The organism is Alphaproteobacteria bacterium PA2 (assembly GCA_002256425.1).
GTDB lineage: Bacteria > Pseudomonadota > Alphaproteobacteria > Caulobacterales > Caulobacteraceae > Phenylobacterium.
In genome coordinates, this window is sequence record NKIZ01000001.1 from 2,311,953 (window position 1) to 2,325,874 (window position 13,922).

The 13,922-nt window shown below is 66.9% G+C and carries 11 protein-coding genes; 4 read left to right on the forward strand and 7 right to left on the reverse strand.

Annotated features, from left to right (window positions below; translation table 11 throughout):
- Positions 1–14: 14 nt before the first annotated feature.
- The 3 genes from CFE28_11100 to CFE28_11110 are packed head-to-tail and all read right to left on the reverse strand — an operon-like array spanning position 15 to position 3,154.
- Complete coding sequence (locus CFE28_11100) at positions 15–1,286, reverse strand: MFS transporter (GenBank protein OYU70487.1); 1,272 nt, start codon at positions 1,284–1,286, stop codon at positions 15–17.
- Between the two features lie 9 nt (positions 1,287–1,295).
- Entirely contained in the window at positions 1,296–1,694 is a 399-nt protein-coding gene (locus tag CFE28_11105; protein ID OYU70488.1) for a hypothetical protein, read from the reverse strand.
- Positions 1,694–3,154, reverse strand: coding sequence for an IMP dehydrogenase (locus CFE28_11110; protein ID OYU70489.1), 1,461 nt, complete (start codon positions 3,152–3,154; stop codon positions 1,694–1,696). Before CFE28_11110 ends, CFE28_11105 begins: the two co-directional genes overlap by 1 nt.
- 207 nt (positions 3,155–3,361) lie before the next feature.
- Here CFE28_11110 and CFE28_11115 point away from each other — a divergent pair, with 207 nt between their 5' ends.
- Together CFE28_11115 and CFE28_11120 are read left to right on the forward strand one after the other, a co-directional pair.
- Entirely contained in the window at positions 3,362–3,925 is a 564-nt protein-coding gene (locus CFE28_11115) for a phage tail protein (protein OYU70490.1), read from the forward strand.
- A 39-nt stretch (positions 3,926–3,964) separates the two neighbouring features.
- Entirely contained in the window at positions 3,965–4,591 is a 627-nt protein-coding gene (locus CFE28_11120; protein OYU70491.1) for a glutathione S-transferase, read from the forward strand.
- A 30-nt stretch (positions 4,592–4,621) separates the two neighbouring features.
- On the opposite strand, the gene CFE28_11125 is transcribed toward CFE28_11120, so the two are convergent.
- The 3 genes from CFE28_11125 to CFE28_11135 are packed head-to-tail and all read right to left on the reverse strand — an operon-like array spanning position 4,622 to position 8,131.
- Positions 4,622–6,250, reverse strand: a complete 1,629-nt coding sequence (locus CFE28_11125) for a glycosyl transferase family 1 (GenBank protein OYU70492.1) — start codon at positions 6,248–6,250, stop codon at positions 4,622–4,624.
- A gap of 55 nt (positions 6,251–6,305) precedes the next feature.
- Positions 6,306–7,019 (reverse strand): rRNA methyltransferase, encoded by a 714-nt coding sequence (locus tag CFE28_11130; GenBank protein OYU70493.1) that lies wholly within the window; start codon positions 7,017–7,019, stop codon positions 6,306–6,308.
- Positions 7,016–8,131 carry an exopolyphosphatase gene (locus CFE28_11135; GenBank protein OYU70494.1) on the reverse strand — a complete coding sequence of 372 codons (1,116 nt, stop codon included), beginning with the start codon at positions 8,129–8,131 and terminating at the stop codon, positions 7,016–7,018. The genes CFE28_11130 and CFE28_11135 overlap by 4 nt, the downstream gene beginning before the upstream one ends.
- A gap of 155 nt (positions 8,132–8,286) precedes the next feature.
- On the opposite strand from CFE28_11135, the gene CFE28_11140 reads away from it, so the two are divergent.
- Positions 8,287–8,667 (forward strand): DNA-binding protein, encoded by a 381-nt coding sequence (locus tag CFE28_11140; protein ID OYU70495.1) that lies wholly within the window; start codon positions 8,287–8,289, stop codon positions 8,665–8,667.
- Positions 8,668–8,769: 102 nt separating this feature from the next.
- Entirely contained in the window at positions 8,770–9,585 is an 816-nt protein-coding gene (locus CFE28_11145) for a phenylalanine 4-monooxygenase (protein ID OYU70496.1), read from the forward strand.
- Between the two features lie 169 nt (positions 9,586–9,754).
- Here CFE28_11145 and CFE28_11150 read toward each other — a convergent pair whose 3' ends face one another.
- Positions 9,755–13,834 (reverse strand): autotransporter, encoded by a 4,080-nt coding sequence (locus CFE28_11150; protein ID OYU71676.1) that lies wholly within the window; start codon positions 13,832–13,834, stop codon positions 9,755–9,757.
- Positions 13,835–13,922 lie beyond the last annotated feature (88 nt).

Below are 13,922 nucleotides of genomic sequence, written 5' to 3' on the forward strand. Positions count from 1 at the left end.
GAAGGATGTCCGGTCTAGGCTGTCCGCTCCAGGACCGCCACGAAGAAGCCGTCGGTGCCGGCGCTCTTGGGGGTCAGGCGCAGATAACCCTCAGGGGTCAGGTGCTGAACAAATTGCATGGTGGCCGGGCGCACGGCGAAGCCGGAGCTGCGGGCCAGGAAGGCTGCGACCCGGTCCTCGTCCTCTTCGGCGAGGACGGAGCAGGTCACATAGATCATCCGGCCGCCGACCTTGACGAACTTCGCCCCCAGATCGAGGACGGCGTCCTGGTCGGCCTGACGCTTGGCGAAGGTCTCTTCGCTGAGCCGCCACTTGGTGTCGGGGTGCCGGCGCCAGGCGCCCGAACCCGAGCATGGGGCGTCGATGAAGACCACGTCCATGCGGTTATCCAGGCCCTTCAGCGCATCATCATGGACCGGCGAGCGGATCTGCAGGTTACGCACGCCTGCCCGGTCGCCCCGGCGGATGGTGTCGGCCAGGCGTCGCGCTTCGCTGTCATAGGCGTAGATCTGGCCGGTATTTCCCATGGCCGCGGCCAGGGCCAGGGTCTTGCCCCCGCCCCCGGCGCAGAGGTCCAGCACCTGGGCGCCCTTGACGTCGCCGGCGCAGGCGGCCGCGATCTGCGAGCCCAGGTCCTGCACCTCGAACCAACCCTTGGAAAAGGCCGGAATGGTCTCGACCGAGCCCGCCCGCTCCGAGGCCGCTGGGGCCGGAATACGCAGGGCGGTTTCAAGCTCAGGCAGGGCTTCGGCGTTCAGGGGCGAGGTCGCCTTCAGCGCCCGGGCCGGATCGGATTTCAGGGTATTGACCCGCAGGTCCACCGGCGCCCGCTCGGAGAGGGCCGCCCCCTCCTCCGCTGCATGGTCGCCAAACACCCGCTGGAAGGAGGCCTCCAGCCAGGCCGGATAGTCGCCCTGCACCGAAGCCGGGGCGTCAGTCAGTGCAATCGGCGTGGTCAGGGTGACGCGCTCGGCCTCGGTCAGGGGGCCATGGCCGTGGAACTCTTCGGCGACGGCCTCGGCCAGGCGATCCAGGGACCAGCCCCACTCGTAAGCGAGCACGCCCAGAATGGCCGCCCGGGGGCTCTCATCGCCCATCCGCCAGCCAAGGGACCGGCGACGGCGCAGGGCGTCCAGGGCCAGGCCCGAGACATAGGCGCGGTCCTTCGACCCCGCATAGCGGGCCCCCTCGCCCCAGTTCTTGAGCGCCATGCGAATGGGTTTGTGACGGGTTTCGACGTCAGTCAGAACTTCAATCGCCGCAGTAACTCGGCCGCCGTCACGCAAAGGGTAACCTCACAGAAAGATCGCCGAAACGACCATCAGGGTGCCGGTGAAGGCGATGAACCAGACCAGGGTCCGGGTCCAGGGAATGGACAGATAGTACATGGCCGGATGCAGGGCGCGGCCGATCACATAGAGGCCAGAGCCCCACAGGGTGACAGGGCCGGTCTTGGCCAGCAGGTAGACGACGACCACCGCTGCAGCATGCAGGGGGAAGGTCTCCAGGAAGTTCCGGTAGGACCGCTGCAGGCGGGCCGCGCCGCCAGACAGGGGGCTTGGCTCATCCTGAGGACCCCGGCCATATTCCAGACCCTGCTGGAACCGGGCGGCAATGGTCGCCCACAGCAGCTGCACCACGCCCACCAGCACGGCGCAGCCCAGGAGCAGGAGTTCGGCGGAGGGTTTGGGCATCAGACCGGGCTCGTATAGTTGGGGGCCTCACGGGTCATCATGACGTCGTGCACATGGCTTTCGCGAAGGCCGGCGCCGGTGATCCGGATGAACCGGGCCTTGTCCTGGAAGGACAGTATGTCCGGCGCGCCCACATAGCCCATGGCCGCCCGCAGGCCGCCGACCATCTGGTGCAGGATGCCGCCGATCGGACCCTTGTAGGCCACCTGACCCTCAATGCCTTCCGGCACCAGCTTCAGGGTCGAGACCTCCTTCTGGAAATAGCGGTCGGCCGAGCCATTGGCCATGGCGCCCAGGGAGCCCATGCCGCGATAGGCCTTGTAGGACCGTCCCTGGTAGAGGAAGACCTCGCCCGGAGCCTCGTCCGTGCCGGCAAAGGCCGAGCCCATCATGGCCACCGAGGCGCCCATGGCGATGGCCTTGGCGAAGTCGCCGGAATACTTGATCCCGCCGTCGGCAATGACCGGAACCCCGGTACCCTTGGCCGCGCGGACCGCGTCGGCGATGGCGGTCAGCTGGGGAACGCCCACGCCCGCCACAATGCGGGTGGTGCAGATCGAGCCCGGGCCAATGCCGACCTTGACCGAGTCTGCGCCAGCGTCGATCAGGGCGCGGGCCCCGTCATAGGTGGCCACATTGCCGGCGATGATCTGGACCTTGTTGGCCTCCCGGCGCAGGCGACCCACCGCCTTGGCGACATCGGAATTGTGGCCGTGGGCGGTGTCGATCACCACCACGTCCACACCGGCGTCCACCAGGGCCATGGAGCGCTCAAAGCCCGGATCGCCCACGGTGGAGGCGGCGCCGACCAGCAGGCGGCCCTGACCATCCTTGGCGGCCAGGGGATGGGCCTGGGCCTTTTCCATGTCCTTGACGGTGATCAGGCCAACGGCGCGATAGGCGTCGTCCACCACGATCAGCCGCTCGATCTTGTGACGGCGCAGCAGGTCCCGGGCCTCGGCCTGGGTGCAGCCCTCGCGGACCGTGATCAGGTTTTCCGAGGTCATCAGGGTCTTGGCCGGGGCGTCGGACGAGCCCTCGAACCGCATGTCGCGATTGGTGAGGATGCCCACCAGCTTGCCCGTGCCGGGCTCGACCACCGGGAAGCCGGAAATCCGCCGACGGGCCTTGATCTCCAGCACTTCCTTCAGGGGCGTGTCGGGATTGATGGTCATCGGATTGATGACCATGCCGCTTTCATAGCGTTTGACTTCGCGGACCTGGTCGGCCTGTTCCTCGATCGTCAGATTGCGGTGCAGAATGCCCATGCCGCCCGACTGGGCCATGGCGATGGCCAGCCGGCTCTCGGTGACCGTATCCATCGCCGCCGAGACGATGGGGATGTTCAGACTGATTTCGCGGGTGAACCTTGTGGTGGTGTCGACCTGCGTCGGCATGACGTCAGACGCGCCGGGTTCCAGCAAAACGTCGTCGAAGGTAAGCCCTTCGCGAATCTCCATGAGATACTCCATTTTGCGAGCCGCGTATAAGGGGTTCAGGGGGTCCGGGGCAAGGGCTGGCGGCGAGAAAGACAGCTGTGGCGGCCCTGTCAGGCGCACTTGCGTCCCGTCCCCGTGGGCCATCCTTCCCGTGCCCTGCGGACTCGAACACCGTCGCCGTTCGTTCCGGTTTGATCTAGGATCATCGAAGATCCAGCGGGACACACCATGCCGACCAATTCTGAATTCCCGAAGGCGACCTACCGTTACGACCCGTATCGCAACTTCAAGTTCCGGGTGAAGTGGGACGGAAAGTATGTGGCGGCTGTTTCCAAGGTCAGCGGCCTGTCCCGCACCACCCAGGGCATCAGACACAGGGAAGGCGGCGATCCCTCAACGCCCCACCGGCTGCCCGGCCAGAGCGAGTACGGGGCCATCACGCTAGAGCGCGGCGTCACCCACGACGTCGCCTTTGAGCAATGGGCGAACAAGGTCTGGGACTACCACAATTCCACGACGGACGATCAGCAGGGCGCCGCGGGCAATCAGGACATCTCCCTGAAGGACTTCCGCAAGGACATCGTCATCGACCTCTATAACGAGGCCGGACAGAAGGTCATGGCCTACAACATCTATCGCTGCTGGCCTTCGGAGTTCACCGCCCTTCCGGAGATGGACGCCAACGGCAATGCGGTGGCGATCCAGATGCTGAGGCTGGAGAACGAGGGCTGGGAAAGGGACACCACGATCACCGAGCCGACCGAGTCCAGCTTCACCCTGCCGCAGGGCTGAGGTTCCAAAGGTGAGCCGCCAAGAGAAGAGGACCCGTGCATGATCACCATCTGGGGCGGACAGACCTCGCGATCGATCCGGGCCGTCTGGGTGCTGGAGGAGATGGGCCTGCCCTACCAGATCCGGCAGGTGGACATGCTGGCGCCCGAGCCGGACCCGCAATTCCTGGCGGTCAATCCCGCCTACTACCTCCCGGCCCTGCAGGACGGCGAAGTCGTCATGGTCGAGTCCATCGCCATCATGGAGTACCTGATGGCCCGCTATGGCCCGACGCCGCTTGCGCCAACACCCCAGTCACCGGACTTTCCCGCCTATCAGCAGTTCCTGCACCTGGGTGAAGCCGGCCTTGCGACCCTGATGATGCCCGTCGTCGTCAGCCGCTTCCTGGCGCCCGAAGCCGAGCGGGAGAACTGGGGCGCGGCCTGGTGCGAGCAGGCCTTCCAGAAGCGGCTGAAGCTGGTCAGCGCGCGCCTCGCCGCCTCCCCCTACCTCGCCGGCGAAACCTTCACCGCCGCCGACATCTCGGTGACCTACGCCCTGGGGCTGGGGCAGAGGAACTGCGGGCTGGTGCTTGGGGATGTGGAGCAGGCGTATATGGAGCGGACGACGGGCCGCGAGGCGTACAAGCGGGCTATGGAGAGGTCGTTTGAGGGGGTGGACAATTAGGGTTATCCCACAGCGCGCTGAGGCTCCCTTCTACCCCTGCGGATGCAGCCCGGGCGCCTCCTGCCCCGTCCGCGCGACATACTCCGTATAACCCCCGCCATACTGGTGCACCCCCTCCGGGGTCAGTTCCAGCACGCGGTTCGACAGCGCGCCCAGGAAGTGGCGGTCGTGGGATACGAAGAGCATGGTGCCTTCGAAGTCGGCCAGGGCGGCGACCAGCATTTCCTTGGTGGCCATGTCCAGGTGGTTGGTGGGCTCGTCCAGGACCAGCAGGTTGGGCGGATCAAACAGCATCTTGGCCATGACCAGCCGGGCCCGCTCGCCGCCGGACAGGACCCGGCAGGGCTTTTCCACATCATCGCCTGAAAAGCCGAAACAGCCCGCCAGGGTGCGCAGGGCGCCCTGCCCCGCCTGGGGGAAGGAACTGTCGAGGGACTCGAAAATGGTCTCCTCGCCCTCCAGCAGGTCCATGGAGTGTTGGGCGAAATAGCCCATCCGCACATTGGCGCCGATGCTGACGGCACCCTGGTCGGGGGCGATGTCGCCGGCCACCAGCTTCAGCAGGGTGGACTTGCCCGCGCCATTGGCCCCCAGGACGCACCACCGCTCCCGCCGGCGCACCAGGAAGTCGAGGTCGGCATAGATGGGCTGGGATCCATAGCCCTTGTGGACGTTGCGCAGGCTGATCACGTCATCCCCTGACCGGGGCGGGCTGCGGAACTCGAACTGGACGGTCTGGCGGCGGCGGGGCGCCTCGACCCGCTCGATCTTGTCCAGCTTCTTGACCCGGCTCTGGACCTGGGCGGCGTGGGAGGCCCGGGCCTTGAACCGCTCAATGAATTTGACTTCCTTGGCCAGCATGGCCTGCTGGCGCTCGTACTGGGCCTGGCGCTGCTGTTCGCTGAGCGCCCGCTGACGGTCGTAGAAGTCGAGGTCGCCGGAATAGGTGATCAGCGAGCCGCCATCGATCTCCACCACCTTGCCGATGATCCGGTTCATGAAGGCCCGGTCGTGGGAGGTCATCAGGAGGGCGCCGTCATAGGACTTCAGGAAGGCCTCCAGCCAGATCAGGCTCTCCAGGTCCAGGTGGTTGGAGGGTTCGTCCAGCAGCATGCCGTCGGGCCGCATGAGCAGGATGCGGGCCAGGGCCACGCGCATCTTCCAGCCGCCGGACAGCAGACCGACATCGCCGTCCATGCGCTCCTGGCTGAAGCTCAGGCCCGCCAGCACTTCCCGGGCGCGGGCCTCCAGGGCATAGCCGTCCAGTTCCTCGAACCGCTCCTGCAGCTCGCCATAGCGCTCGATCACGGCCTCGAGTTCGTCGGCTTGGTCGGGATCGATCATGGCCTGTTCGAGCTGGGCCATTTCGGTGGCGATGGCGCTGACCGGGCCGACCCCGTCCATCACGGCGGCCACGGCGCTCTGGCCCGCCATCTCGCCGACATCCTGGCTGAAATAGCCGATGGTCATGCCCGGATCGATGACCACCAGGCCATCGTCGGGGACTTCCTGACCGGTGATCATGCGGAAGAGCGTCGTCTTGCCCGCCCCATTGGGACCGACCAGTCCGACCTTTTCGCCCTTCATGACCCCCATGGAGGCGTCAATGAACAGGATCTGGTGGCCGTTCTGCTTGGAGATATTGTCGAGGCGGATCATGGGCGCCCTGCTAGCCTGCTGCAGTGCAAAAGGCCAGCCTCAGGACGCCTCTGCCCTACCCCCGCCCCTTGAACCCTGTCGCCACCAGGAAGACCTCGGAGCTGTCGGCGCGGCTGGCCTTGGGCTTGAAGTTCTTCACGTCGCTGAAGTTCTGCTTGAGCAGGGTCATGACCTGGGAGGTTTCACCCCCCTGGAAGGCCTTGGCGACGAAGGTTCCCCCTGGGCGCAGGACCGAGATGGCGAAGTCGGCGGCGGCCTCGATCAGGCCCATGATGCGCAAGTGATCCGTGCGGCGATGGCCCACCGTATTGGGCGCCATGTCTGACAGGACCGCATCCGGCGCCCCGCCCAGCAGGCTGATCAGCAGGGGGCCGCACTCGGGATCGGTGAAGTCCATCTGCAGGATCTGGGCGGGCGGCAGGGGATCGACGGGCAGAAGGTCGACGCCGACAATATGGGTGACGCCCCGCTCAATGGCCACCTGGGTCCAGCCGCCGGGGGCCAGGCCCAGGTCGACGATGCGGACGCCGGGGCGCAGGATCTTCAGCCGGTCATCGATCTCCGACAGCTTGTAGGCCGCACGGCTGCGATAGCCGTGGGCCCGGGCCTTGGCCGAGAAGGGGTCATTGACCTGGCGGGACAGCCAGGCCTGGGAGGACGGGGTCCGCATCTTTGCGGTCTTCAGGCGCGCTGGTTTGCCGCGGCCTTCCTCGGCGCCGCCGCTGGGCGGCTTGACCATGCGTTTGCGGGGGGGCGGTTCATCACTCATGCGGCAGCCGCTCTCGATCGGTTGGTGCGGCGGCCGCGACGGCGACGACGGCGTTTGGGCGACTGGGCCTCGGACATCAGGGACATGAGCATGCCCTCGCGCAGGCCCCGGTCGGCGACCCGGACCCGGGTGCAGGGCCAGAGCTCCTGCACGGCCTGGAGGATGGCGGCGCCGGCCAGGACCAGATCGGCCCGGTCGGGGCCGATGCAAGGCTGCTCGGCCCGCTGGGCGTTGGTGAGGTTCAGCAGCTGGCCGGCCGCGGCGTCGCACTCATCCCGGGTCATCCAGAGACCATCGACCCGGGAGCGCTCATAGCGGCGCAGGCCCAGGTGCATTCCGGCCAGGCTGGTGATGGCGCCCGAGGTGCCGATCAGGTGGGCCCGGTCGGCGTCGAAGATCGGCCGCATGGGGTCGGCCTTGCGGAATTCCGCCAGATCCTGCTTCACCCGATCAACCATGGCCCGGAACCAGGTCTGGGTGTCGGTCAGGCCTTCGGGGAAGGCTTCGGCCAGGGTGACCACCCCCAGGGGAATGGAGACCCAGGCGCGGATCGGCAGGCGGCTGGCCGAGAACTGGCCGATGTCGCCATTGAGCCCGTCAGCGGTGAGGTCGACCCAGGAAAGCTCGGTGGAGCCACCGCCCACATCCACCACCAGGGCGGCCTCGGCGCTCTTGTCCAGAAGGTTGAGGCAGCCGGCCACGGACAGCTGGGCCTCTTCCTTGGGAGAGATGATCTGCAGGTGCAGGCCGGTTTCCTCGGCCACTCTCTGGATGAAGGCCTCGCCATTCTCCGCTCCGCGGCAGGCCTGGGTGGCGATGGCCTTGAGCTTGATCACCTTGCGGCGGCGGATCTTTTCGGCGCTGACCTTCAGCGCGGCCATGGCCCGCTCCATGGCGTGCTCCGACAGGCGGCCCGAGGCGCCCAGCCCCTCCCCCAGGCGGACAATGCGCGAATAGGCCTCGACAATCCGGAAGCCCCGGCCCTGTGGGGTGGCGATCAGCAGACGGCAGTTGTTGGTTCCGAGGTCGAGGGCGCCGAAGCATGGCGGCGCGCTTTCAGACTCTCCCCGATCCCGCACATTGGGGCCGGGCGCATTGTGCGCCGCAGACATGGGCCGCCCTGTTCTTACGCAGACGTCACACAGACGTCTCAGTTGTCGGGCATCCTACAGGATCACGGACTGCGCCGGAAGGCGTTGTCTTGCGCTGCGCTCAATGCGCATTACGTTCACCTCCCAGTTAGGTGATGTGGTGTAGATTCTTTTCCATGGAAGCTCGATCAGACAGCAGTCGCGCCGGTCGGGGGCCTGAGGCCCTCTCCGAGGTCCGCCATGCCCGCTATGCGATCGGCGATGTGGTCAAACACCGCGTCTTCTCGTTCCGTGGCGTGATCTTCGACGTGGATCCCACCTTCAACAATACCGAAGAGTGGTGGCTGTCGATCCCTGAGCACGTGCGGCCGCGCAAGGACCAGCCCTTCTATCACCTGCTGGCCGAGAACGACGAGAACGCCTACGTCGCCTATGTCTCCGAGCAGAACCTGCTGCCTGACGAGAGCGGCGAGCCCGTGGGGCACCCCCAGGCGCCCGTGATTTTCGAGTCCTTCGACCACGGCCACTACACCCTCCGCCCCCGGGTCAGCCACTAAACACCTGCATTCGGGCGGTTTCCGGAAGATTTTTCCGGACTTTGACCAATATCGAGCAAAATCCGGACGGAAATTCCGCTCATCCTGGGTGAATCTCCACCCATGAACCCCGTGCGCGCCCGTGTGGAAATAGATCAGGCCTGGGACAGCCATACCCGGGTGGATCACCGGGTCTGGGACCTGCTCTATGCCCGGCAGGTCGAGGTGCTGGAGACCCGGGCCAGCGGGGCCTTCCTGAAAGGTCTGAAGGCCCTCAATCTCGACCGGGGCGGCGTCCCCGACTTCCGGGTGCTGAACGCCGACCTGATGGCCCTGACCGGCTGGTCGCTGATCGCGGTTCCCGGTCTGATCACCGACGCCGACTTCTTCGCCCTGCTGGCGGCCCGCATCTTCCCGGCGGGGCGGTTCATCCGCACGGCTGACCAGTTGAACTATCTGCAGGAACCCGACGTCTTTCATGATGTTTTCGGTCACGCCCCCATGCTGGCCGATCCGATTTTCGCCGACTACATGCAGGCTTATGGGCAGGGCGGCCTGCGGGCCCTGGGGCGTGGCCAGCTGCACCATCTGGCGCGGCTCTACTGGTACACTGTGGAGTTCGGCCTGGTGGAAGAGCCAGGCGGCCTGAAGATCTATGGGGCTGGCATCGCCTCATCCCATGGGGAGAGCCTCTACGCCCTGGAAGACCCGGCGCCCCACAGGCTGGGTTTCGACCTGAGGCGGATCATGCGCACCCCCTACCGGATCGACGACTTCCAGAGCCTCTATTTCGCAGTTCCCAGCCTGCAGACCCTGCTGGAGGCCACCCTGGCCGACTTTGACCAGCTCTACGCCAGCCTGAGCGGCGCGGAAGATCTGGAACTGGGCGCGGTGGTTGAGGGTGACCGGGTGCTCAGTAAGGGTTTGCCTCCCCGATAGCGCCCCTTCCGGATGCCCTGCGCCTTACGAACTGGATACCGGCCTTCGCCGGTATGACCGATGGCGGAAGTCAGGTCGCGGGCCAGTCCCAACCACCGGTCACCCCGGCGAAGGCCGGGGTCCAGTTCATGGGGCTCTGAGTCCGTCATAGCCTCGAGAAGAGAGCGCCTCAGTAATCCTTACGCCAGCGGACGGCCAGCTTGCCATCCCCCTGCCCGGCCAGCTTGGAAATCAGGGACAGGGCCCGGTTGATCCGCCATTCCACCTGGGCCGAGGGCCCTTCCCGGCCGCCGCCGGTGATTTCCAGATAGACGTCGTCGGTCAGGTATTTGCCGCCCGACACGGTGACCCCGGTCGTCCCGCCGCCGCCCAGGGCCAGGCGGTCGAGGCCAGCAAAGGTCTTGAGGTTGCCGATCACGTCAAAGCCGCCGCCGCCCGCCAGGGAGGACAGGGCTGAGGCCAGCTGGGCGGCTTCCACCGGGGTCAGCTGGGAGGCCGAGCGCCCGAACAGCACCTGGGACAGGACCTCGTCGTTGGGCAGGGTCGGGGTCGAGGTCAGGGTGATTTCAGGCCTGGCCGCCGTGCCCCTGATCTGCACCGCCGCCATCAGGGTCGTATCATCCCGGCTGGCGGTGAGGTCCAGTCGGATGTCCTTGGGATCGGTGGCCAGGCGGACCGTGCCCCGCTCGTCAAAGGCAAAGCGTTTGCCGGCGAAGTCATAGTCGCCGCGCACGACCCGGGCCACGCCGGTCAGGGAGGGGCGCGAGGTCGATCCGCCTACATGGGCGTCAAGGGACAGCTCTGCATCCAGTCCGCGACCACGCAGATAGATCCGGCGCGGCGCCTTGAGGCTGACGGCCAGGAGCACCCCCTGCCCGCCACGGGTGCGTGCAGTGGTGGCGGGCGTAAGGTCCACAGGGCGATTGATCTCGACCACATCCATGGGCGTGACGCCTGAGGGGGCCGGTGGCTTGGCCGAAACATCGGCGCGATCGATCGCCAGGGCCCCGCTCAGCTTCACCTTGCCGTCGGCATTGCGGTTGATGGTCGCCTGGCCGGTGGCCGAGGCGGTGGCCAGGTCATTGTCGATGAGCCGGAAGCCTTTGAGGTCGAGACGGAAGCTGGAGTCCCCGTCCCGCAGCAGGGAGATACGGCCCTGACCGCTCAATCCGCCCCCGTGGCCATCCGAAGCGGACACCTGGGCTATGTTGAGGGCCTGATCAGCCAGGTCCGCCTGCAAGGCCACATCCCGCAGCACTAGGCCGCTGGCGCCATCCGAGAAGCGCCCATTGTCGACGCTGGCCTGCCCAACGGAACCGAGATCGGCCAGGGTCCCACCCAGCTGGCCTTCCAGATGGACATGGCCAGCCAGTTCGCGATCGCCGCCGATCAGCAGGTCCCAGAGCGGTTTGACCTCGCCATCGGCGAAGGCGCGGCCGCGCAAGGGCTTCTGGCGATTGATGGCGATGCGGAAGGGCGCCGCCGAGGTCTCGGCGGGCAGGACCAGGTCGGCCTGGGCCTTCAGTCCCTGGCTGTTGGCCAGCTGGCTGTCGATCTGGATCTGGTCGCCTGCGAGGTGAGCCCGAAGCTTGCCGTCCAGGCCCTGGGCCTTGTCTGCGCCCAGGCCGCGCGCGCCCAGCAGGTCGGCATTGAGGTCGCCGGTCAGCCGGCCGCCCTGGCCGCTGAGACTGAGGTCGGCGTCCACCTTGCCGGTGAGATCCTGATCCAGGACCCCCAGATTGATGTCGCTGAGCCTGGCCTTGAAATCCGCCGCCGCCTTGGTGAAACGCCCGTCAATATCGAGCTTGCCGCCCTCATTGGTGGCCAGTCGGATCCGGGCGCCGGTCTGGCCATCCTCGAAGGTGAAGGCCGCAGGCTCCGTGGTCTTGAGGCCGTGTACGCCCAGACGACCGCCGCCCTCAAAGCCCAGCCGGTATCCCTCGCCTTCAGCCCCCGCCAGTCCGCCCCCGGTCAGGGACCATTTTCCGGCGTGGGAGGCCCCATTGGCCTGCAGGTCGTAGGGAAGGCGTGACAGGGGGCCATCGGCTGTCAGTCGGCCGGCGCTGATGGCCACAAGCTGACCCGACAGGATGACCTCGGCCAGGTCGAGCGCCAGTTTCGCCCGTGGTCCGCCTGGCGCATCAGTGATCTGGACCTGCCCCTTGATGTCACCGCCATCGATCAGGGCGCCGCGACTGATGTTCAGCTTCAGGTCCGCACGGGTCCCATCCCCGGGTCGCAGGGCGAGGTCGCCCGACGCCTTCACCCCGCCGGCGTCCATGACCAGATCCGTGAGGTTCAGGTCGCCGCCGTTGAGGCCGAAATTCGCCCGGGCTGAGGCAGGGCCATAGGCGCTGGCGGCGTTCAGGGCCACGGCGCCCATGGTGGACTGTGCGCCCTTCTGGAAGGTCAGGGTCAGACGGGCCGCCGTGAGGGGCAGTTTCGGGATGTCGATGGCCTCGAAGTCGGCGGAAAGGTCGGCGCGAGGTTCTGACAGGGTCCCAGCGACCGTACCCGACCCCCTGGCCCGGCCGGTGATTTCCAGCGGGCCAAACCGGAAGGGGCCGTCCGCCGACCAGCCGAGGTCAAACTTCATGGGCCCCTTGAATTCCGCCTGCCCCTGCCCCGTGGCATCAAGGGCTGCGCCATCAAGACTGGCCCTGGTGAGGGTCAGCCGCCCGCCGCCAATGCCGCCCTGGGCCGCAAGGCGGGGCGCCGGACCCAGCAGGCGATCCAGCACCGGATATCCGGTGGCCAGGTTTTGACCTTTGCCATCCAGGCTGAGGTTCCAGGGCTTGCCAGCCCCACCCTGGTCGGCGGTCCATGACACCTCCGCCGCCCCCTTCGCGCCCAGCCGCGCCATGGTGAGATTGGAAGCCACAGCCTTGCCCTTCAGGGTCAGACCGCCGAACAGGCTGCGGCCGCCCTGGGCTGAAAGGGTCAGGCCGCTGCCCTGGGCCTTCAGGTCCTTGAGGGCGAGACGGCCATCGGAAAGCCTGGCCAGATCTATCTCTGCCTTCGGCGCCGCCCCCAGCATGGCGAAGAGATAGCCGCTGCCCTGACCACCGGAGCCGACGAGCTTGCCTGTCAGGCCAAGCTCTCCCCGCCTTGAGGTCAGGGTCAGAGGGCCAGAGGCGGCGCCCAGGCGATAGTCGCCGATGGCCATGGCGCCGACTGACCCGGTTCCTGCGAACCGCCAGTCGTCGCTCATCCCCGCAAGCCGGCCAGCAACCCTGGCGGGCCCCAGGCTTGGGCCGCCTGTGATCTTGCTGAGGGCCGGCGAGGTCGCCACCAGGTCCATGCCCTGCGGGCCGAGACGGCGGCCCTTCAGGTCCGCCCGGCCTGAAGCGGTCAGGGTCAGGTTGGCCATGTCCATGCGGGCGGCCATGTTGAAATGCGTCTGGTCCGCCTTGAACCCTGAAAAGGTCAACCGGGCTTCCGACCCAAGACGCTGGGCAAGATTTCGGGTCAGGGTCGAGGCTGTCAAGGAAACGCGGCCCGTCCCCTGCCCGCCCTGATCCGTCCAGACCCCGTCCAGTGTCACTGGTTGATCCGGGCCACTGGTCAGAACCGCATGCAGCTTGCCTTTGGACTCCGCCCCCCCTGCCCGGGCGTGCAGCTCGAAGGGACGGTCAGAAGGCAGGCCGAGGGCGCCGGCGAGGGCGCCGCCCCGGCTCTCCGATGCATCGGCGACGACCCTCAGGGGCTCGTACTTCAGGAAGGCCACATCGAGGGCCAGATGATCGCCGGCATGGAGCAGGCTCCTGGCCTTGATGCGACTGGTGAAGCCGCCCTTGGCCCGTCTGACCGCCAGCTGCCCGTCCAGATCAAACACGCCCCGCTGGACGCTGAACTCCGGCAGCATTTCCAGCCGGGTCCGGATGGCGTCGATCTGGATGCTGACCGGCAGTTCCCGGGAGGTCTGCTTTTCGGTCAGGCTCGGGCGGCGCAGAACCGTCACATGCTGTGCTGTGACCCGGTCAATATGCAGTTTCCGGGTCAGCAGGGGCATGTAGCGCCAGGACACCTCCAGGGCCCGGGCGTCCAGCCAGACCCCCTTTTCATCGACAATGGTCAGACGCCGGATGCGGAAGTCCTTCATCAGGTCGCCTTCGACGCCTTCGACCTTCAGCTTGCCAATCCGGCCAAGCTTGAGCCCATTGGCGCCGGCTTCAACCAGCAACCGGCCCTGTGGAGACAGGATGGCGAAGCGCGCGCTGAGGGCGCCGAACAGCAGCAGTCCGGCCATGATTGCCGCCGTCCAGACAAACAGCCGCCGCAGCGAGAACGGAGTCTTCGCCCTTGGCCCGGGCGGGCTGGTCTCTGGGGTCGCCTCG

Excerpts from the sequence above, each read along its gene's own strand:
- CFE28_11150 (OYU71676.1), bottom strand. The coding sequence starts at position 13,834 with ATGGCCGGACTGCTGCTGTTCGGCGCCCTCAGCGCGCGCTTCGCCATC.
- CFE28_11130 (OYU70493.1), bottom strand. The coding sequence starts at position 7,019 with ATGAGTGATGAACCGCCCCCCCGCAAACGCATGGTCAAGCCGCCCAGC.
- CFE28_11125 (OYU70492.1), bottom strand. The coding sequence starts at position 6,250 with ATGATCCGCCTCGACAATATCTCCAAGCAGAACGGCCACCAGATCCTG.
- CFE28_11120 (OYU70491.1), top strand. The coding sequence starts at position 3,965 with ATGATCACCATCTGGGGCGGACAGACCTCGCGATCGATCCGGGCCGTC.
- CFE28_11135 (OYU70494.1), bottom strand. The coding sequence starts at position 8,131 with ATGTCTGCGGCGCACAATGCGCCCGGCCCCAATGTGCGGGATCGGGGA.
- CFE28_11115 (OYU70490.1), top strand. The coding sequence starts at position 3,362 with ATGCCGACCAATTCTGAATTCCCGAAGGCGACCTACCGTTACGACCCG.
- CFE28_11140 (OYU70495.1), top strand. The coding sequence starts at position 8,287 with ATGGAAGCTCGATCAGACAGCAGTCGCGCCGGTCGGGGGCCTGAGGCC.
- CFE28_11145 (OYU70496.1), top strand. The coding sequence starts at position 8,770 with ATGAACCCCGTGCGCGCCCGTGTGGAAATAGATCAGGCCTGGGACAGC.
- CFE28_11105 (OYU70488.1), bottom strand. The coding sequence starts at position 1,694 with ATGCCCAAACCCTCCGCCGAACTCCTGCTCCTGGGCTGCGCCGTGCTG.
- CFE28_11110 (OYU70489.1), bottom strand. The coding sequence starts at position 3,154 with ATGGAGATTCGCGAAGGGCTTACCTTCGACGACGTTTTGCTGGAACCC.